The 17,855-nt window shown below is 60.1% G+C and carries 20 protein-coding genes and 2 pseudogenes; 11 read left to right on the forward strand and 11 right to left on the reverse strand.

Annotated elements, in window-relative coordinates; genetic code table 11:
* Positions 1-242 precede the first annotated feature (242 nt).
* Positions 243-728, forward strand: a complete 486-nt coding sequence (locus FFS12_RS01390; RefSeq protein WP_137885201.1) for an adenosine-specific kinase — start codon at positions 243-245, stop codon at positions 726-728.
* Positions 729-1,039: 311 nt separating this feature from the next.
* Here the strand turns inward: FFS12_RS01390 and FFS12_RS01395 are convergent, their stop codons facing one another.
* The 4 genes from FFS12_RS01395 to FFS12_RS01410 form a co-directional block, all read right to left on the reverse strand.
* A complete protein-coding gene (locus FFS12_RS01395; protein ID WP_137885202.1) occupies positions 1,040-2,299 on the reverse strand; it encodes an OmpP1/FadL family transporter in 1,260 nt (419 codons plus the stop codon).
* A 166-nt stretch (positions 2,300-2,465) separates the two neighbouring features.
* Complete coding sequence (locus tag FFS12_RS01400) at positions 2,466-2,945, reverse strand: hypothetical protein (RefSeq protein ID WP_137885203.1); 480 nt, start codon at positions 2,943-2,945, stop codon at positions 2,466-2,468.
* 273 nt (positions 2,946-3,218) lie between these two features.
* The gene (locus FFS12_RS01405; protein WP_137885204.1) at positions 3,219-4,073 is read right to left on the reverse strand and encodes a sulfurtransferase; all 855 of its coding nucleotides are present in this window, start codon (positions 4,071-4,073) and stop codon (positions 3,219-3,221) included.
* Between the two features lie 184 nt (positions 4,074-4,257).
* Positions 4,258-5,319 carry an SMP-30/gluconolactonase/LRE family protein gene (locus FFS12_RS01410; protein WP_137885205.1) on the reverse strand — a complete coding sequence of 354 codons (1,062 nt, stop codon included), beginning with the start codon at positions 5,317-5,319 and terminating at the stop codon, positions 4,258-4,260.
* A 134-nt stretch (positions 5,320-5,453) separates the two neighbouring features.
* Here FFS12_RS01410 and rnd point away from each other — a divergent pair, with 134 nt between their 5' ends.
* The 6 genes and pseudogenes from rnd to FFS12_RS01440 form a co-directional block, all read left to right on the forward strand.
* On the forward strand, positions 5,454-6,578 hold the full coding sequence (gene rnd, locus FFS12_RS01415) for a ribonuclease D (protein ID WP_137885206.1): 1,125 nt from the start codon (positions 5,454-5,456) through the stop codon (positions 6,576-6,578).
* 172 nt (positions 6,579-6,750) lie between these two features.
* Entirely contained in the window at positions 6,751-7,044 is a 294-nt protein-coding gene (locus FFS12_RS01420) for a YcgL domain-containing protein (RefSeq protein WP_137818412.1), read from the forward strand.
* A 126-nt stretch (positions 7,045-7,170) separates the two neighbouring features.
* A complete protein-coding gene (locus tag FFS12_RS01425; RefSeq protein ID WP_137885207.1) occupies positions 7,171-8,103 on the forward strand; it encodes a D-2-hydroxyacid dehydrogenase in 933 nt (310 codons plus the stop codon).
* A gap of 85 nt (positions 8,104-8,188) precedes the next feature.
* Complete coding sequence (locus tag FFS12_RS01430; RefSeq protein WP_137885208.1) at positions 8,189-8,638, forward strand: YcgN family cysteine cluster protein; 450 nt, start codon at positions 8,189-8,191, stop codon at positions 8,636-8,638.
* Between the two features lie 87 nt (positions 8,639-8,725).
* On the forward strand, positions 8,726-9,949 hold the full coding sequence (locus FFS12_RS01435; protein WP_137885209.1) for a hypothetical protein: 1,224 nt from the start codon (positions 8,726-8,728) through the stop codon (positions 9,947-9,949).
* Positions 9,950-10,023: 74 nt separating this feature from the next.
* Positions 10,024-10,131: pseudogene (locus FFS12_RS01440) on the forward strand (LysR family transcriptional regulator); the annotation flags it as partial.
* A 31-nt stretch (positions 10,132-10,162) separates the two neighbouring features.
* On the opposite strand, the gene FFS12_RS01445 reads toward FFS12_RS01440, so the two are convergent.
* The 3 genes from FFS12_RS01445 to FFS12_RS01455 all read right to left on the reverse strand — a co-directional run bounded on the left by FFS12_RS01445 (position 10,163) and on the right by FFS12_RS01455 (position 12,028).
* Positions 10,163-10,636, reverse strand: a complete 474-nt coding sequence (locus tag FFS12_RS01445) for an RNA methyltransferase (protein ID WP_137885210.1) — start codon at positions 10,634-10,636, stop codon at positions 10,163-10,165.
* A gap of 122 nt (positions 10,637-10,758) precedes the next feature.
* Positions 10,759-11,130, reverse strand: coding sequence for a YajD family HNH nuclease (locus tag FFS12_RS01450; protein WP_137885211.1), 372 nt, complete (start codon positions 11,128-11,130; stop codon positions 10,759-10,761).
* A 205-nt stretch (positions 11,131-11,335) separates the two neighbouring features.
* Entirely contained in the window at positions 11,336-12,028 is a 693-nt protein-coding gene (locus FFS12_RS01455) for a spermidine synthase (protein WP_137885212.1), read from the reverse strand.
* 834 nt (positions 12,029-12,862) lie between these two features.
* Between FFS12_RS01455 and FFS12_RS01460 the strand changes: the two genes are divergently transcribed.
* Both FFS12_RS01460 and FFS12_RS20350 read left to right on the forward strand, forming a co-directional pair.
* On the forward strand, positions 12,863-13,147 hold the full coding sequence (locus FFS12_RS01460; RefSeq protein WP_137885213.1) for a hypothetical protein: 285 nt from the start codon (positions 12,863-12,865) through the stop codon (positions 13,145-13,147).
* Between the two features lie 739 nt (positions 13,148-13,886).
* Positions 13,887-14,144, forward strand: coding sequence for a VF_A0006 family four-cysteine protein (locus FFS12_RS20350; protein ID WP_305955914.1), 258 nt, complete (start codon positions 13,887-13,889; stop codon positions 14,142-14,144).
* A gap of 77 nt (positions 14,145-14,221) precedes the next feature.
* Here FFS12_RS20350 and FFS12_RS01475 read toward each other — a convergent pair whose 3' ends face one another.
* The 4 genes and pseudogenes from FFS12_RS01475 to FFS12_RS01490 all read right to left on the reverse strand — a co-directional run.
* Complete coding sequence (locus FFS12_RS01475) at positions 14,222-14,509, reverse strand: DUF3509 domain-containing protein (protein WP_137885215.1); 288 nt, start codon at positions 14,507-14,509, stop codon at positions 14,222-14,224.
* A 54-nt stretch (positions 14,510-14,563) separates the two neighbouring features.
* The gene (locus FFS12_RS01480; RefSeq protein ID WP_137885216.1) at positions 14,564-14,800 is read right to left on the reverse strand and encodes a hypothetical protein; all 237 of its coding nucleotides are present in this window, start codon (positions 14,798-14,800) and stop codon (positions 14,564-14,566) included.
* A 574-nt stretch (positions 14,801-15,374) separates the two neighbouring features.
* Entirely contained in the window at positions 15,375-15,587 is a 213-nt protein-coding gene (locus tag FFS12_RS01485; RefSeq protein ID WP_119955720.1) for a cold-shock protein, read from the reverse strand.
* A 315-nt stretch (positions 15,588-15,902) separates the two neighbouring features.
* Positions 15,903-16,244, reverse strand: a pseudogene (locus tag FFS12_RS01490) (L-cystine ABC transporter ATP-binding protein YecC); the annotation flags it as partial.
* 203 nt (positions 16,245-16,447) lie between these two features.
* Between FFS12_RS01490 and FFS12_RS01495 the strand changes: the two are divergent.
* Together FFS12_RS01495 and FFS12_RS01500 are read left to right on the forward strand one after the other, a co-directional pair.
* Entirely contained in the window at positions 16,448-16,819 is a 372-nt protein-coding gene (locus FFS12_RS01495; protein WP_137885217.1) for an antitoxin Xre/MbcA/ParS toxin-binding domain-containing protein, read from the forward strand.
* Positions 16,820-16,840: 21 nt separating this feature from the next.
* Positions 16,841-17,593: an RES family NAD+ phosphorylase gene (locus FFS12_RS01500; RefSeq protein WP_137885218.1), complete on the forward strand. Its 753-nt coding sequence runs from the start codon at positions 16,841-16,843 to the stop codon at positions 17,591-17,593.
* Positions 17,594-17,855 lie beyond the last annotated feature (262 nt).

A 17,855-nucleotide genomic window follows, 5' to 3' on the forward strand; every position in this document is an offset into this window, starting at 1 on the left:
ATGTCTGTGAGTCGCGTGACAGGCAGAGATCGTCCAGAAGCAATGGGATGGACTCCTCCTCACTGTTAACTGCGGTTCGCACCTTCAGTCTGGCACTCAAGATGCCGAGGTGAGGAGGAGTCCATATACGGACGGTCATTTGTGTCTATCGAAGTTGGGGCGATTCAGTCTGATTCGAGCCCTGTGATAGCACTTCATGATTTCCGCACAGTTAAGCAACATCGGGAAAGGAGAAGTTTGAGATGCAACTCATCACTGTGAAAATCGATAAGCCGGAAGCGACGAACTTTATTTTTGGTCAGACGCACTTCATCAAGTCCGTCGAAGACATCCACGAAGCGCTGGCTGCTGCCGTGCCAGGCATCAAGTTTGGCGTGGCCTTTTGTGAAGCCTCTGGCAAATGCCTGGTGCGATGGTCTGGCACCGATACCGCCATGATCGAACTTGCCCAGAAGAATGCGAAAGCCATTGCCGCCGGCCATTGCTTCATCATTTTCCTTGGGGAGGGCTTCTATCCGCTGAACGTGTTGAACGCAGTCAAAATGGTCCCAGAGGTATGCCGCATTTTCTGCGCAACAGCCAATCCAACTGAAGTGATTCTCGCTGAGACGGAACAGGGGCGAGGTGTCCTTGGTGTGGTGGATGGCTTCTGTACCAATGACATCGAAGGCGACGACGACATCCTGTGGCGGAAGAACTTGTTGCGGCAGATCGGCTACAAGCTATGAGTGAAGAGCAGGCACCTCCTTACGTGGCTGTGTTAGACGGCAGGCTAACTAGCCGCCATGAGTCCGAGCAAAGTTAATCGAAGCCTCGTCACCGTACCGACAGACTGAATCGCCCCTGGTTTCGTATACATGTTCGGGCGTCGGCTTTGGGCCGTTTTGAGCCGGTCGGGTGGCTCGCGGAAGTGGTCATCCCGTTTGCAAATGCGTGGTCAGATGGAATGCAAATGACGGGTCAGTGGCAATGCAAACAGGTGGTCAAGTGAGGCGCAATTTTGCGCCGCGCGAGTGTCGCGCAATCCGTGTTTAAGCGCTTAGAAACGATACGTCACTTGCGTGCCGAAGCCGTGCGCAGTGTTTTTGTAGGTGGAGCTGTAGGCGCCCTTGAGAGGGCTGTTCAGGTTGATGTCCGCGTCATCTTCTTTCAGATAGGAGTAGGCCAGGTCGATGCTGATGTCAGCGTTGGGGCTCCAGGCGGCGCCGAGGCTGAGGATCTTGCGGTCGTCGGTCGGGATGCGCGGCGAGCGGAATTCGTTGTTGGTTGGCGTCTGGTCGTAGGCCAGGCCGGCGCGCAGGAGCCATTGCTGGTTCAGCTTGTAGGCAGCGCCGACCGCGTAGGACCAGGTGTCATGCCATTTCTGTTCTTCGCTGATGGTGCCCAACACAGGTGCCAATGGGCCTCTGATGCCTTTGCTGTCGACGGTGATGTCTTGCAGGCGGCTCCAGCGCGTCCAGGTGCTGCCGGCGTAGATAGTCCAGTTGTCGTTGAGGTCATGGGTCACGGAGAGATCCACCGACTCCGGGGTTTTCAGAGCCAGGGAGGCGTCGTACTTGCCGGCGGCGCTTGCCAAGATGCCGCTACCGGAAACCTTGGTGTCACCTTCCAGGGTGTAGTCGACCATCGAGTGGTAGGTCAGGCCCAGGCGGGTGTGCGCTGTCATCTCGTACAGCACGCCAGCGTTGAAACCTACGGCAACGTCGTCGCCTTTGATCTTCACTTCGCCGTCAGCGCCGCCAAAAGGATTGCGTACTGCGGAAGTCAGCTCGCCGTCGATGCGGTTGATGGTCGGGCCAAAACCGACCGAGAGTCGATCATTGATTTGGTAGCTGAGGGTTGGCTGCAGCGTCATGACGCGCACTGCACTGCGGTCACCGTAGTAACGGCCCTGGAAGCCGCTTTCATAGTCGGTCACCAGACCGAAGGGGGCGTACACGCCCAGGCCGAAGGTCCACTGGTCGTCCAGCGGTTTGACGTAGTAGCCCATGGGCACGCCGACGAGCGGCACCATGTCGCCGTCATTGCTGCCGCCGAAGCTCCCGCTGGCATCGTCGATATCGGTCTTCGCGTCCAGCAGGGCCAGGCCGCCGCTGACTTGTTCGCGCTTCAGGCGGGACATGCCGGCTGGGTTGCCGAAGACGGTGGTGGCGTCGGCGGCGGCGGAGGAGCGCCCAGCATTGGCCGTGCCCATGTTGCTGATGCTTTGTTCGTTGAGGGCAAAGCCGCCGGCCAGGCTGTAGCTGGAAGCGGCGCCGATGGCCAGGGCGAGGGTGGTCTTGAACCAGGCTTGTTTCATCGGGGAATTCCTGTGGGGTATCGCGGGGCGCGAAAATTAGCAGGATTTCCAGGTTCTGGCCAGTCGCTAAAAACCGCGATCTAGAGCGGTTTTGTCGGACAATCTGAGTCAAAATGATGGCATTTGCTGCGATCTTGTACGACGCTGCCTACCCGCTTGCGGCTTGTTAAGCGACCTGGCTGAAGCTGCCGATGCAGTGCTGCCAGGCCTCCATAAAGTCGCGTAAGCGGCCCTGCGGCTGGAACACCTGGCGCCATACATGGGCCAAGCCGAGTAGGTCGTCGGCATCGGGCAGCGGCGTCTTTTCGGCTTCCACCAGCAGCCAGGCGATGGCGGTGGCGTAGCGCAGATTCACCGTCAGCTCGAGGTGCGGCGCAGCCAGGAAAGCATGCTGGCTGGCCAGCCCACGCACTTGACTGGCCAGCTCTGGATCGAGGGCCAGATGGCGATCCCAGAGCAGTTGATGACGTAGTGCGGCGATGCGGTAGAGACCGTGGCCGCGGCGGTCGTCAAGGGCCGAGCCGAGTGCCGACTGGCAGGCGGCGGCACCGAGCAAGAGGGCTTCGGCACTGGCTGAGTGACGCCCCAAGTAGAGGAGGGTAGGGCGGATAACGTGCTGACGTAACTCGCTGGCGGCAATGCCCATATAAACCTCGCGAAAGGTGACCGGCAGGGCCAGGGCGCATGGCAGCTTCTACTCATTGTTCTAGAAAGGCCCCACCGGGAGCGGGGTTAGCCGCTCATGTTGAAGTCTAGTGCGATCTTTCGGCTGTAAAGGGCTGTTTTTAAATCGTTTCCAGCTTTTGGTTATTGTCGATATTCCGCTTGGTGCTTAGCAGGCGTTTCCCACTGCAAGGGTGGCAAATGGCCTGTTAGAGCCTTCCAGGCGAGTTTCAGGAGGTTCGATCGGTCGTACGCTTCACTCGCCTTTGGCGATGGGGCGCTGCGGATCGGTAATCCATTCGCTCCAGGAGCCGGCGTACAGCGGTGCCAGCGCATAGTCGGCCAGACTCAGGGCGAACAGGTTATGACAGGCCGTCACGCCGGAACCGCAATAGGCCACCAGGCCGGCCGGCGAGCGTTGACCGAGTTGGCTGGCGAAACGCTGACGCAATTGTGCGGCCGGCAGGAAACGCCCATCGGCACCGAGGTTGTCGGTAAACACCGCGCACTGCGCGCCGGGGATATGCCCGGCAACCGGATCGATCGGCTCCACTTCGCCGCGAAAGCGCGGCAAGGCGCGCGCATCCAGCAGGGTCAGCTGGGGATCGCCAAGACGTTGCCGCAACTGCTCGGCACTCACTAGCAGGCTGGCGTCGGGCTGGCCGTGAAAATCGCCCCGGCTGGCGGCTGTCGGCTCGGCAGTCAACGGCAGGCCCGCTGCGCGCCAGGCCTGCAAGCCGCCATCCAGCAGGAACACGCCGTCGCGCTTGCCCAGCCAGGCCAGCAGCCACCAGGCGCGGGCCGCAAAGGCGCCGGGGCCGTCGTCATACAGCACCACCTCGCTGTCGGTGTCCAGGCCCCAGCTGCGCAAGCGCTCAATCAGCACCGCCGGGTCCGGCAATGGATGGCGGCCGGTGAGGCCTTTGACGATCGGCCCGGAGAGGTCGCGCTCCAGATCGGCAAAGTGGGCGCCGGCGATATGCCCTTCGGCGTAGCTGCGTTGACCGTAGGCAACGTCATCGAGGGCGAATCGGCAGTCGAGAATCAGCAAACCGGGTTGGCCCAGGCGGGCGGTCAGTTGTTGGGGGCTGAGCAGTTGCGCGAGGGACATGACGGGCTCCTGAGTCGTATCGAGGTCAGTGCGCATCATAAACGCAGGCGGCGCAGAAAATGGCAGCGCACCGATAGAGGTCAGGCCGGCAATCTATGACTGAAGTCGCACCATGCCGTCATCCCGATCGTCGCAAAGCGCAGAGCCGGAATGACGGCGGCAGGGGTCTTACAGTCGGCAAGGCTTAGTGGATCTTCAGCTTGCCGATGCGGTCGTTGTCCAGGCTGCCGAAGTACAGGTAGCCCCCCACCGGCTTGGCCGAGGTGACCATACGCAGGTGCGCACCGCTGGTGTCGTGCAGGCTGCGGACGATTTCGCCCTGCTCGTTGATGGCGATGGCCAAGCCATAGGGAACCACCTTCGGCCACATGCTGCGCGGCAGCTTAGCAATCTGCGTTTTCAACCACGGATGTTGATGCAGGAAGTCGGCATCGGCTTTGCGCGCTGAAGGCAGGGCGACCCAGAAGGTGCCGGCGCGATCGCCTTGCAGGTTGTCCGGCAGGCCCGGCAGGTTGTCGATGAAGATATCCTGAGTGCCGGCTTTTTCCCCGCTCAGCCAGTAGCGGGTGATGCGGTAGCGGTAGGTTTCGTTGACCAGCACGAAGTCTTCCTTGACCGACAGGGCGACACCATTGGCGAAGTACAGGTCTTTGAGCAGTACCTCGGTCTTGCCGCTCGCCGGGTCGTAGCGCAGCAGGCGACCATGGGGGCGAGCCTCAAGCAGGTCGAGCAGATAATCCGGTTGTTCGAACTTGCTCGAGGCATCGGAGAAGTAGATCCGTCCGTCACTGGCGATCTCCACATCATTGGTGAAACGCAACGGCTGCCCCTCGGCTTGCGTGCTGAGCACCTTGATCTGCCCTTGCGGGTTGATGCTGAGCAAGCCTTTATAGGCGTCGGCGACGATCAGGTTGCCGTTGGCGTCGAAGTCCATGCCCAACGGGCGGCCTTGGCTGTCGGCAAAGGGTTCCAGGCTGCCATCGGTCTTGATCCGCACGATCTTGCCGTCCTGCAGGCCGGCGTAGACCCGGCCCTGGGCATCGACGGCGGTATCTTCCGGGCCCTGGACCTGCCCTTGGGCAAGCAGCTCGGCTTTCATCAGGGTGTCGTTGGGTTCCAGCACACCGAGCATGGCCGGTGCTTTCGGCGCGTCCCAGGCCAGCGGATCGATCGGGCTGGGGGTGACAACGAGGTAGATAGCCGCGGCGGCGAGCAGCAGGGCGATCAGGCCCAGAAGCTTTTTCATGACATATCCTTGTTCTGTGTCTTGGCGGACAAGCGCCGGCAGCATAGGAGGGCACATGACGCACGGCAAGCCGTGAATACCCGGCAAGCGGCGGGGTCGATATATACTGCGCGCCATTATTTTAGGAGAGTCATGTGGCCATCGATATTCATTGGATTCGTGACGACGTCAGCCTGGCGCAACAGTGCGCCGAGTGGCAGCGCCTGCCTTACGTGGCCCTCGATACCGAATTCATGCGGGTCGACACCTTCTACCCGATCGCCGGTCTGCTGCAGATCTGCGACGGTGCACGGGTTTATCTGCTCGATCCCTTGCTGATTCAGGACTGGACGGCTTTCAGTGCACTGTTGGAAGACCCGGCGGTGCTCAAGGTGCTGCACGCCTGCAGCGAAGATCTGGAAGTGTTTTCGCGCCTGACCGGCAGCCTGCCGGCGCCGCTGTTCGACACCCAACTGGCGGCCGCCTACCTCAACCTCGGCTTCTCCATGGGCTATTCGCGCCTGGTACAGGCCGTGCTGGGGATCGAGCTGCCCAAAGGCGAGACCCGCTCGGACTGGCTGCAGCGCCCGCTCTCGGAGACGCAAATCAGCTACGCCGCCGAAGATGCCCTGCACCTGGCGCAGGTCTTCGAGGCCTTGCGGCCCAAGCTGTCGGCCGAGAAAACCGCCTGGGTGCTGGAGGACGGTGCCGAGCTGGTCGTCAACCTGCGCCGCGAGGTCGATCCGGATGAGGTCTACCGCGAGGCCAAACTGGCCTGGAAACTCTCGCCGGCGCAGCTCGCGGTGCTGCGGGAGCTGTGCGCCTGGCGCGAGCGTGAGGCGCGGGCGCGGAATCAGCCGCGCAATCGGATCATTCGGGAAAACTCGCTGTGGCCGCTGGCCCGCACCCAGCCGGACAATCTGGTCGCACTGGCGCGTATCGACGATATGCACCCCAAGACCGTGCGTCAGGATGGCGAGTTCATTCTCCAGCTGATCAAACAAGCGGCCGCCACGCCCGCGGCCGAGTGGCCGCTGGCGCTGCCCGAACCGCTGCCGATGGAGGCCGCGGCGCTGCTCAAAGAACTGCGCGCCATCGGCCAATGCGAAGCCGAGCGGCTGGACATGGCGCCCGAGCTGATGCTGCGCAAGAAAACCCTCGAAGCGCTGCTGAAAAGCGGCTATCCCAACGGCCCTTACCAATTGCCCGAGTCCCTGCGCGGCTGGCGGCGTGAGTTGATGGGCCAGGCACTGCTCGACAGCTTGGCTGCGCAACCCTAGTGGCCTGTGTGGCTAGTTCAATTAGTCAATTTCGGCGCCTGAAGCCCCGATACCGCGTTGCCGCTCCTCGCCATAGCCCAGCTATGACTCGTCGCGGCGCCTTGTCTCAGAACTCCAGTCATCCGAACTTGAGTTAACCAACTAACCGTACAGGCCACCTGGAAGAACAGGCATGAAACGTATCTGCTCGATTTATAAAAGCCCGCGCAAGAACGAGATGTACCTCTACGTGCTCAAGGCGGATGCGCTGAAGCGGGTGCCGGAGTCGCTACTCACGGCGTTTGGCGCGCCGCTGCACACCTTCGATCTGGTGCTCAACCCCGAGCGGCAATTGGCCCGTGAGGACATCCACAAGGTGCTGGCAAACCTCGACAGCCAGGGCTATCACCTGCAAATGCCGCCGGCCGAAGACGAGTACATCGAGCATCTGCCGGAAGAGCTGCTGCGCCGCAACGATCCGCTTTAAGCGGCAGCTGAACGGCGCGAACGCCTTGCCGTAGGCCGTCTCTTGCCTGCGGGCATTACCCCTAATTACTGCAATTGCTACCGGGCGGTTAACGGGGCTGGCTATGTTTTTGAAAGGTTTTAAGTCATGCGCGTTCTGATTGCCGAGCAGCACCACGCTACCTATGCTGACTTGCTGCGTCGCGCAGAGCCTGCGTTGGAGGTGCGGGCCAGCGATGATCCTAGCGAGTTGGCGCAACTGGCCGTTGACTGCCCACTCTGGCTGGGGCAGCCGGATTTGCTCGCGCCGCTGTTGCGCAAAGGCCACCGGCCGCAATGGCTGCAGTCGACCTGGGCCGGCATTACGCCGCTGCTGGCCAAGGGCCTGCCGCACGATTATCGACTGACCCGTGCGGTCGGTATCTTCGGCCAGGTGATGGCCGAGTATGTGCTGACCTATATGCTCGCCCACGAGCGCGAATTGCTGGCGCGTTTGGCCAGCCAGGTCGAGCGGCATTGGGACAACCGCCTGCCGCACAGCCTCGCCGGGCGGCGCGTGCTGATCGTCGGCACCGGCGATATCGGTGTGAGCGTGGCGCAGTTCCTCGCGCCTTTTGCCATCGAGCTGCTCGGCGTCGCCCGCGAGCCGCGGGCCCTGGCGCCCTTCGTGGAAGTCGCCGGGCTGGCCGATCTCGGCCGGTTGGTGGCGCAGGCCGATTACGTGATCAACCTGTTGCCGGATACCCCGGCCACCCAGGATATCTACAACGCCGCACTGTTCGCCCAGTGCAAACCCAGCGCCCTGTTTATCAACGCCGGGCGCGGTGTGGCGGTGGTCGATGCCGACTTGGTGGCCGCGCTGCGCGAGGGCCATCTGGCTGGCGCGGTGATCGATGTGTGTCGCCAGGAGCCGCTGCCCGCCCGTCACCCATTCTGGACCGCGTTCGGCTTGCTGCTGACCGGCCACAGCTCGGCACCGACACAGCCCAAGCTGATGGCGCAGCTGTTCCTCGACAACCTCAAACGCTATCAGAGCGGCGAAGCCTTGCGCGGTCAGGTGGATTTCGCCCGCGGTTATTAAAGCCGTTCGGCGTCGCGGCCTTGGCCGGCTCGTGGTGCCGAGCTAGACTGCCGGCCTTTTCGCCAGTCACTCCGTACCCTTAGTCATGGCCGCCAAAGTCGAACCCTTCTGGAAACGCAAAACCCTCGACCAGCTCGATCAGGACGAGTGGGAATCGCTGTGCGACGGCTGCGGCCTGTGCTGCCTGCAAAAGCTCGAAGACGAGGACGACGGCAGCGTCTACTACACGCGCATCGCCTGTAAGTTGCTCGACCTGAACAGCTGCCGCTGCACCGATTACGGCAATAGACGCAAGTTCGTGCCGGACTGCATCCAGCTCACGCCGGGGCAGGCCAGCGAGTTCCAGTGGCTACCGCCGACCTGCGGTTACCGCCTGGTGGCCGAGGGTAAGGACCTGCATCACTGGCACCCACTGGTGTGCGGCGATCCGCAGATGGTGCACAACGCCGGCATTTCCCAGTCCGGCAACATGCTCAGTGAAAACAGCGTGGCCGAGGATGACTGGGAGGACTACATGATTTTTCGCTCCGGCTGAGTCAGCGCTGAATCAATCGAAGCCGGCCGACTCATAGGGAGTGAACTGCGCAGCAGCTCGTGAACAGGCCCTAAGGAACCCTCTGCAATGCCCACCCGCTTGAATCTGCTGCTGTCCGTCGTCTTGCTGGCCTTGAGTACACCACTGTGGGCTGTGCAGAAGGTCGATCTGGATTACCACGTACGGTTCTTGCCGCAGAGCGATCAGGCCGAAGTGCGCCTAACCCTGGAGCAGGGCGAGGCCGTCAGAAGCCTGAACTTCGATCTCGGCAACAAGGGTTACTACAGCGACTTCAAGGCCGACGGCAACTGGCAGCAGCAGGGCAGCGAGCGCGGCATCTGGCAGCCGGCGGCCGGTAAGGCCAGCCTGAGCTACCGTGTGCGTATCAGCCATCCGCGCAAGTCCGGCAGCTTCGATGCGCGGATGACCGAGGACTGGGCGTTGCTGCGTGGCGATGACCTGGTGCCCAGCGCGCAACTGAAGCAGAAGAGCGCTGTCGAGTTGGTCTCGCGCCTCGAATTCGCCCTGCCAAACGGCTGGAAAAGCGTTGAAACCGGCTGGCCGCGGATCGGCAAGAATCGTTTTCGGATCGACAACCCCTCACGCCAGTTCGACCGCCCGACCGGTTGGATACTCGCCGGTAAAATCGGCAGCCGCCGCAGCAAACTCGGGGAAACCGAGGTCACCATCGCCGCGCCCATCGGCGCCGGCATGCGGCGCATGGACATCCTCACGCTGCTGACCTTCGTCTGGCCCGAAGTACAGGCGGTTTTTCCGCGTGATCCGGGCAAATTGCTGGTGGTTGGCGCCGGCGATCCGCTGTGGCGTGGCGGTTTGTCGGCAGCCAATTCCTTGTTCATGCACGCCGACCGGCCGCTGGTCAGCGAGAACGGCACCAGCCCCTTGGTGCATGAGTTGGTGCATGTGTTCAGCCGCATCCGCGACACCGACAGAAGCGACTGGATCAGCGAAGGTCTGGCCGAGTATTACGCCATCGAACTGGTACGCCGTGCCGGTGGCATGAGTGAGGAACGCTATCAGGCCGTGCGCGCCAACTTGAGCAAATGGAGTAGCCAGGTCAGCAGCCTACGCGGCGAGAGCGTAAGCGGCGCAACGACCGCCCGTGCGGTGTTGCTGTTGCAGGAACTGGATCGGGAAATCCGCCAGCGCACCGAAAATCAGCGCTCGCTGGATGACGTCAGCCGCGGCTTGATGCGTATGGATGTGGTCAGCACCAAGGACTTTATCGAGGTCAGCGAGGGGCTGATGGCCGAGCCGTCCAAGGTGCTGGACAATTCATTGCTGCGTTAACAGCGGCTGCTTAAGCCTGGACGTTACTGCCGCGCTGGGCGAGGATTCGGCGCACTGCGTCCCCGAGAGTTTCTATGCGCCGCCTACCCTCGCTCACCGCCTTGCGCACCTTCGAGTGTGCCGCCCGCCACGCGCATTTCGGTCGCGCTGCCGCCGAACTCTGTGTGACTGATAGCGCCGTTAAGGTGTGTGCTGCGGGTGGGGCGGGGGCCACTAGCGCGAAAACTGCGGGCCGGACTTGGTGTTGTTGCCTTTCGCCAGGCGGTCGTAGAGCACCACGTTGACCGTCGCCGCCAGGTTCATGCAGCCGCTGGTGGGGATGTAAATCACATCTTCACACCAGGCCAGGACGCTTTTATCCAGCGAGCCATCTTCCGGGCCGAAGATGTAAATGGCGCGGTCCGGGTGGGTGTAGTCCGGCAATGCGCAGGCACCTTCCACCATCTCGACCGCGACCGGCGTGCAGCCGAGCGGGATGATTTTCTGCAGGTCATCGATGCCGATCAGCGGAATGTCCTGGTGAATCTTCTTGGTGTCGGTGATGAAGTCTTGCGCGCGGGCATAACGGGTGCCGGTGTAGAACACCGAGTTGACGTTGTAGCAGCCCGCCGCGCGCATCACTGAGCCGACGTTTTCCGGGGACTTGGGGTTGAATAACCCGATGCAGCTGTACCTTCTGTTCGCCACGTGTGCGTGCTCTTGAAGAAAGCCGCGATTATACGGGCTTGGCTGCAGCCTAGGGGCTGGGGGTGATAAGCGCGTTTGCAGGCGTGGACGGTTGCGCTGTCGTGGCCTGCAAACAGCGCCGGCTACTCTTTGCTTTTTAGCAAGGCGGCCAGGTCGGCGAAGGCCTTGTGGGTCGATTTCGGTCCTTGCTGGCTGGCGGTCGAACCCTCGGCAAAATATTGCTGGTCGGTATAGCGGGCGTGCTCATTGTCGTGGCAGTAGAGGCACAGCAGCTCCCAGTTCGAGCCGTCCTGGGGGTTGTTATCGTGATTGTGGTCGCGGTGATGGACGGTTAGCTCACTGATCCGCTTGCCGCTGAACTCGCGGGCACAACGACCGCACACCCAGGGGTACATTTTCAGGGCTTTTTCCCGGTAGCCTTCTTCACGGCTGCGCTGGGCCTCTGCGAGGATGTGGTCGGTCTTTTGGGTCGCCGCAGATTTTTCCGTGCTCATGCTCTCACCTGTTAAATCGTCTAATCGCTTGCTTAAAGCTTAGCGCTTTCTCTATCTGCGCTGTAGCCGGCCTGTACGGTTGATGCGTGTACCTATCGCGAGCTTTGTAGGCTGGCGTAGAGCGAAGCGAAACCCAGCGGGGTATGAGCTGGGTTTCGCCTAGCTCTACCTAGCCTACGGGCTTGCCAGTAATCAAGCGCAGGGTTCAGCGCGCAGGCTTGAGCTTTTCCGCAATCCAGATGGTATGCCGGGTGCCTTTATTGCCGTGGGCATACACTTGCACCTCTTCGACCTTGAAGCCGGCCTTACGCACTTTTTCCGAGAACTTGCGATCCGCACTGGCCGACCATACCGCCAGTACGCCTGCTGGTCGCAGCGCGCTATGGCAGGCATTCAGCCCTTCCATCGAGTACAGCCAGCTATTGCCCTTGTGGGTCAGCCCCTCGGGGCCGTTATCCACGTCCAGCATGATCGCATCGAAGCCTTGCGGCTCGGCTTGCAGCACCTTGGCGACATCGATGGCCCGCACCTCGGCACGCTTATCCAGAATCGGCTGGCCAGCCTTGGTGCCGAGCGGCCCACGATTCCATTCGATCACCCCCGGCACCAGTTCGGCCACCAGCACTTCGGCGTTATCGCCCAGGTGCTTGAGTGCCGATGCCAGGGTAAAACCCATGCCCAGCCCGCCGATCAGCACGCGCGGCTGCGGGCGCTGGGCGACTTTCTTGCAGGGGATCTCTGCCAGCGCATCTTCCGAGCCGTGCATGCGGGTGTTCATCAACTGACCACCGTCACCGCCCTGGATCTTGATCACGAAATCCTCGCCATATTCGAACAGGCACAACGCGCCGCCGTTATTGGGGATCTCTACGGTGTCGAGCAATACAAAGCGCTTCATGGCGGTCTCGGGATTGGCGGTTGGGTCGCTGGGGCTGAGCGAAGGGATGCGGGCAAAGCGCCGCGGGTGCATAGTCTAACGTGACAAACCGGCGCCTGATGCAAGGCATCGTCAGCGCCTGCTTTGGCCACCGCCCAATGCGAGCGCCCCTCGGCGTGTTACGGAGGCTCGTCATGCGAACCCAGGTTCTCGCGATGCTTACCCTCGCCGCGTTGTGCTCAGCCGGGGCATACGCGCAGGAATACCTGCTGCGTCCCCCAGGCAGTCCGCCACCCGGCTCACCGGGTACGGCCACGCCCAACCCGTATCAGCCAGTGACGCCGCGCAACACGCCAGAACTGGCACCGAACCTTCCGCGGCTGTTGAACAACCACAGTAGTCGCCTGCCGCGAGCCGACTCGGTTAACCCGCGGGATCAGGCTATCCCGCTATTGGAGCAGCAGTTGCAGCGCAATAGTAAGAGTTTGCCGCCTGAGCGAAATCCAGAAGAGACTGACTGAAGCCCGGTATGGCGGCTTAACTAGGGGCGATTCAGTCTGCTTGGTTGATGGGGTGCGTATTTAACCGGAGTGTAGGCAGTCTTGAGGCGCCCGGGCATGCCATGTGTTGGATAACCCCGGCCAAGTGCTGCTGAGCGATGTGAGCCGATCTTGCAAGTGGCTGGCGGTCGTGAGTCTCGGGTAATAATGAGATACTGCTCAGGTAGCAGCGAATGAGCATAGGACTTCCAGTCGGCTGGCATTTCTTGAGCAGTTCGGCTGTTGAGTTCTAGCTAAGTGGTTATGACAATCTGCGACTAGCCGCATAAAAATAGGCGCCGCATAAGGAAACTGCATGAAGCGTCTCTTGGTGTTGCTTACCATTCTGGCAATTGCTGGCTGCGCCGCGACTTCCACAGTGCACAAGAAATACGGCAGAAAAGGTCTGCATATCAACTGTTCTGGCCTTACCTCCTCGTGGGAAAAGTGTGACGAAGAGGCGGTCATGGCATGCGGCTTAGCTGGTTATAGGGTCATGGCGAAGTCGGGAGTCGGTGAAGGTGACTATGCGGAAAACTACCCGCTTGGTTTAAATCCAGACGGTTTCTCTAGTCGCAACATGATCATTATCTGCCGCTAAGCAGTAACGTTTGGTGCTGGCTGCAGGGTGCAACACATTAGCTCAGGTAAGGACATGATCCGGCTTATCGTATTCACCACTCTGCTGGCCATCGGCGGATGCGCGACGGTGAATAAAACCACAACGAAAGATGGCAGTGATGCCCTCAGCATTGACTGCTCTGGTCAGGCCTTAAAGTGGGAGCACTGCTACGAGAAGGCAACCCAGGCATGCGCCGGTAGTGGCTATGAGACCGTCGGCAAGAAAGGCAGGCCGGACGCCGACCCAGCTGACGGTCTACTCGGTATAGAGCCCGGTAGGTTTGCTAGCCGGAGTCTGGTCGTTATCTGCAAGTAATCATGGTGACGGCTATCGGGCGCAAAACAGTTGCCCGGCGTGCCTGCAACGCCGGGGCGAGGACGTCCATAGAGCCTCATCATAAGGGGCTCATGGCTTCAACTGCTCCTGGCTGTCGTTGCACGGTTGCTATCCCGAACGCTCAGGGAGCGGCGACGCCGAGGCATGGAGAGCTTCGAGTAATTTTCCGTAAGTCCTGCCGCGGATAGCGCGGCGAACAATGATTCTGGCTGCTTGTGGCTATGGCCCGTGCCAGCGCTATAGTTTGAAGTGTCAGCGGGCTGCAGCTATGACGTTGATGGCGCTCCATATGCTTTGAATTCGCATATGTTCACGACAAGAAGTATATGCTCTTGGCGAGAAAGCAATGAGTTATAAATTCGGCGCTATATGTTTGCTTGTGATGGTGTTTTCGTCCAGTGCGTGCGCTGATGACGATGAATACAATGTCTGTTTGTTGCAGTATCAGAAAGGTGCAAAAACAAATCTATCTGCGTATTTGATTGAATATGCGTGTAGGAAGCTTTACCAAGAAGGTGCTTTTCTATTGGGTAAAGAAAAGGCATATAACGAGTGCTTGCTAAAAAACATACCTGGTGTTGAAAACAGCATGGCTGTTAATCAGATACAGAATGCTTGTAGAAGGCAGTATCTCGAGTAGGTATCTAACGTATTTAATTCTGTGGGACGGTTGTAAGCCCAAGTCCCGCGGCTTGCGGGACTTGGGTTTGCACGCTGTCAGCCAGAAATGTAGGGCATAACACCTGCATTCTCTACCAGCTGTTTTCTTATCTCTGTAGATAAAGACCCTGAGCGGACCGATAGCTCGCGGCGAACATCTTCTACCACGCGACAAAATACCTCTGGGCTACTCACTTCTTTTGAGCTGATAACACGGCTATAAGCCGTTACATTGGTCGAGTCAGCCAAGGTGTACACTATGCCGCCATCAGGTCGGCGGTTGCCGAGGGAAACGCGGAGAGGGTGAAACGTTTTCTCAAGCAGACCGATATTAATGTGTTGCATGACGGCGCTCCATCGCGAGAGTGAGTCGTTGTGACCGTCATGGGGTAGTTAGGTTCACGCAGTAAAGCCTTTGCTGGCCAATACCTGATGTGTTCGATCGATTACCAGTTGCAGTGATCCGGAGGAGTACTGTTCTGGATACAAGCGTTCGCTATGACGGGCAATGCCGCGCTCGTTGACGATGGTGAAACTGAAGCAGCCCTTGCGAACGGCTTGGATCTGGCAATCGAATGGGGCGAAGGCGGTGGATAGGGTGCGAATAGCATCCTGAACTTGGTGTTGGGTGGACATATTTATTAGGTGTTTCCTACAAATTACGGTTAGGTAACCGCGAAAATTAAAAGCTCCGGTGTCGCTGGCCAAATGGACAGGCGGAATGAATCTAATCGGAGCAGGGCCGCAAGATAAAGCTCCGCAGTATCGCGGCGCTTAGGCTGGCAGGTAGGTACTTAGGAGGGCAGGCGATACCAAGGATGGTTAGATATCCTGGGTGGTGAGCCTGATCAATCGACAGGTTGGCTAGGGCAGAGTAAACGGACTTCACAGCAGTCTTTCAAGTTGGAAAGAAGCTGGCAGAAGTCTTTACCTGGGAGCCATCTAGGGGCCGGTGCCCTTGGTGTCAGCAAGGTGCTCTTGGTGAGTAAATTTGCTAGAGGGGTTTAGCGGCCTAATTGACTTTCAGCTTGGTACTAACGTGCGCATTGTAATCGGCCGGTCAGTTTTTGGATACGGAGGCCGGATCGGCGGTCTCGGGTAGAGCTAAAAAGAATCCGTTCGGCTGCTGGGCGCTTGGGTCGCTCGGGTAAAATCCGGGCACAAAAAAGCCCCGCCGTAGGGCGGGGCTTTTTGAGCAGAACAGGGGTGTTTAGACCACCTGAACTTCTTCAGCTTGCATACCTTTCTGGCCTTTGGCAGCCACGAAGGAAACAGTCTGGCCTTCTTTCAGGCTCTTGAAGCCGTCGCTCTGGATGGCTTTGAAGTGCACGAACAGGTCGTCGCCGCCAGATTGTGGGGTGATGAAGCCGAAGCCTTTTTCATCGTTGAACCACTTGACGGTACCAGTTTGGCGATTGGACATGGTGTATCTCCTTGAACAAAGTTAACTACGGTCCTGGAAGAGCCCAAGCCGAGACTGAGTGCAAAGAGTAAAAGGAGTCGAGATGGTTGGATCGAGATCTAACATCAATTGCGATTCGCGGTGACACATGCAGCACAGTCGCAACACCATACGCGGTTTGCCCGGGAAGTGCGAGCCTTTGTACTGCCGCTAGTCTAATGCCGTGGAGCCCGACCATAGTCTGGGGCAAGCTCAAGCCATCTCGGGCTCGACGCGCTGTCCAAGCCGACCGCAGAGGCATGAGCGGTGCGACGAACCCTGCCTGCTCCGCGTGGCTTAGGAGCTGACCAGCCCGCTGGGTTGCGATCCTGACTGCGAGAGAAACTTGCTGAGAAACTGCCTGGTGCGCTCTTCGTGCGGATTGGCAAACAGCGCCTTGGCTTCGCCTTGCTCGACGATCACCCCCTTGTCGATAAAGATCACCCGGTTAGCCACATCGCGGGCGAAGCCCATTTCGTGGGTGACGATGATCATGGTGCGTTTTTCTTCCGCCAGGCTGCGGATGGTGGCGAGCATCTCGCCGACCAGCTCCGGATCGAGCGCCGAAGTCGGCTCATCGAAGAGGATTACGTCCGGCTCCATCGCTAAGGCGCGGGCGATGGCGACACGTTTGTGGCGTTTTCTGCTGTGCACGCAGCGCCGAACCAGATGAGGCCATAGCGCTTTTGCAAAGGTGGTCCGGTGGGGCCGTAAGTCTTCTGGATCGATTGCTGTTAGTCGGGCGCCTGCGCTGGAAGGGCTGGGTTATCGACTGGGTCTTTCCTTGTGTGTTTGTGCTATTTTCTATTAATATTGTTGCAAACGCACAGAGGTTGTTCGCCATGAGCGCACTCATTAAAGCCTCGCCTGACGCCGACATGGTACTGGCCAAGGCCTTGCTCAATACCCGTGAACAGCTGGGGCTGACGCAGCAGGAGCTGGGGGAGATCGTTGGCGTGCATCGCACTGCGATCACCCGCTGGCAGGATAGCGGCGGCTTGCGCCCGCAGAGCAAGACCGGTGAGCTGGCCTTGTTGCTGATCCGCGCCTACCGCGCCTTGTTTGCCTTGTTCGGCGGCAATCTTGCCGACATGCGGCACTTTCTGCGCACTGAAAACCGGCATCTGGCAGGCGTACCGCTGCAGCAGATGGGGCACGTGCAAGGGCTGGTGCGGGTGGTCGAATACCTGGATGCCATTCGCGGCAAGGTCTGAGTCATACAAGGAAGAGTGGCCATGGATATCTGGCAGGCCTGCCGTGGTGTAGAGCAGATCAAGCCCCTGCGCGGGCGCTTGGTGCGCATAGTGGAAAGCCAGGAGCAGGTCGCGACGCTGCAATTGGTCGACAACCTGGCGGAGCAGGCGCTGCTGGAAGAGTTGATCGAGGCCAGCAAACCGCCGCTGCCGAAAAGCGCCGAACCGCTGCATTACCTGTTGAAAACCCCCTTTCGCTATCCACCGCTGCGCTGGGGCTCGCGTTTTGGCAGCGTCTACGAGCCCAGTCTGTTCTACGCCGCCACGCGTCTGGAAACCGCCATGGCCGAGACGGCGTATTACCGTTTCGTGCTGTGGGACGGCATGCTCAGCCCGCCACCGAGCGGGCGTATTTTGTCCGAGCATTCTTCCTTTGAGGCGCGCTATCAGGTGGAGCGCGGTATTCAGTTACAGCACGCGCCGTTCACCGAGCATCGGCGTGAGTTGACCGATCCGCTGCACTACCGGGCGACTCAGGCGCTCGGTGGGGCGATGCGTGGTGCCGGCGTTGAGGCTTTTGAGTACCAGTCCGCCCGTTGTCCGCTGGATGGTGCCAATGTCGCGCTGTATACCCCGCAAGCCTTCATGGAGAAGCGTCCGCGTAACCTGACGCCCTGGCTGTGCGAAACCACCGCCGCCTATGTGGCTTTCAAGCACGCGCAGGCCCCCGATACGCCGCGGTTGTTTCGTTGGGACGACTTTCTGGTCGAGGGGCGCTTGCCGCAGCCGGCGTGACGCCCGTGATCGAGTGAGCGGCTTGCTGCGCGTCCGAGCAGTGGCGATTGACGGTTGTTCGCAGTTTTTTGGCCGGGTGCTGCTGTGCACAGATTTGGCGCAAGACGAGGCTGGGGAATACCGCTGCATGTTTGGGCTTGGCCGAGCAGGGTCGCTTGTTCTGTGTCTTGCGTCGCTTGAGCACTCATGCGGCTATTGAATTTAACCCGCAAAGCGCCACGTAGACGCCCTGAAACGGGGCGCCCAGGGTGCCCCCGCGAAA

This window comes from Pseudomonas sp. 2FE, assembly GCF_005503735.1.
Taxonomy (GTDB): Bacteria; Pseudomonadota; Gammaproteobacteria; order Pseudomonadales; family Pseudomonadaceae; genus Aquipseudomonas.

What these genes read in the sequence shown, in the direction of transcription:
- FFS12_RS01390 (WP_137885201.1), top strand. Translation starts at nt 243, where the DNA reads ATGCAACTCATCACTGTGAAAATCGATAAGCCGGAAGCGACGAACTTT.
- FFS12_RS01395 (WP_137885202.1), bottom strand. Translation starts at nt 2,299, where the DNA reads ATGAAACAAGCCTGGTTCAAGACCACCCTCGCCCTGGCCATCGGCGCC.
- FFS12_RS01400 (WP_137885203.1), bottom strand. Translation starts at nt 2,945, where the DNA reads ATGGGCATTGCCGCCAGCGAGTTACGTCAGCACGTTATCCGCCCTACC.
- FFS12_RS01405 (WP_137885204.1), bottom strand. Translation starts at nt 4,073, where the DNA reads ATGTCCCTCGCGCAACTGCTCAGCCCCCAACAACTGACCGCCCGCCTG.
- FFS12_RS01410 (WP_137885205.1), bottom strand. Translation starts at nt 5,319, where the DNA reads ATGAAAAAGCTTCTGGGCCTGATCGCCCTGCTGCTCGCCGCCGCGGCT.
- FFS12_RS01420 (WP_137818412.1), top strand. Translation starts at nt 6,751, where the DNA reads ATGAAACGTATCTGCTCGATTTATAAAAGCCCGCGCAAGAACGAGATG.
- FFS12_RS01425 (WP_137885207.1), top strand. Translation starts at nt 7,171, where the DNA reads ATGCGCGTTCTGATTGCCGAGCAGCACCACGCTACCTATGCTGACTTG.
- FFS12_RS01430 (WP_137885208.1), top strand. Translation starts at nt 8,189, where the DNA reads ATGGCCGCCAAAGTCGAACCCTTCTGGAAACGCAAAACCCTCGACCAG.
- FFS12_RS01435 (WP_137885209.1), top strand. Translation starts at nt 8,726, where the DNA reads ATGCCCACCCGCTTGAATCTGCTGCTGTCCGTCGTCTTGCTGGCCTTG.
- FFS12_RS01450 (WP_137885211.1), bottom strand. Translation starts at nt 11,130, where the DNA reads ATGAGCACGGAAAAATCTGCGGCGACCCAAAAGACCGACCACATCCTC.
- FFS12_RS01455 (WP_137885212.1), bottom strand. Translation starts at nt 12,028, where the DNA reads ATGAAGCGCTTTGTATTGCTCGACACCGTAGAGATCCCCAATAACGGC.
- FFS12_RS01460 (WP_137885213.1), top strand. Translation starts at nt 12,863, where the DNA reads ATGAAGCGTCTCTTGGTGTTGCTTACCATTCTGGCAATTGCTGGCTGC.
- FFS12_RS20350 (WP_305955914.1), top strand. Translation starts at nt 13,887, where the DNA reads ATGGTGTTTTCGTCCAGTGCGTGCGCTGATGACGATGAATACAATGTC.
- FFS12_RS01475 (WP_137885215.1), bottom strand. Translation starts at nt 14,509, where the DNA reads ATGCAACACATTAATATCGGTCTGCTTGAGAAAACGTTTCACCCTCTC.
- FFS12_RS01480 (WP_137885216.1), bottom strand. Translation starts at nt 14,800, where the DNA reads ATGTCCACCCAACACCAAGTTCAGGATGCTATTCGCACCCTATCCACC.
- FFS12_RS01485 (WP_119955720.1), bottom strand. Translation starts at nt 15,587, where the DNA reads ATGTCCAATCGCCAAACTGGTACCGTCAAGTGGTTCAACGATGAAAAA.
- FFS12_RS01495 (WP_137885217.1), top strand. Translation starts at nt 16,448, where the DNA reads ATGAGCGCACTCATTAAAGCCTCGCCTGACGCCGACATGGTACTGGCC.
- FFS12_RS01500 (WP_137885218.1), top strand. Translation starts at nt 16,841, where the DNA reads ATGGATATCTGGCAGGCCTGCCGTGGTGTAGAGCAGATCAAGCCCCTG.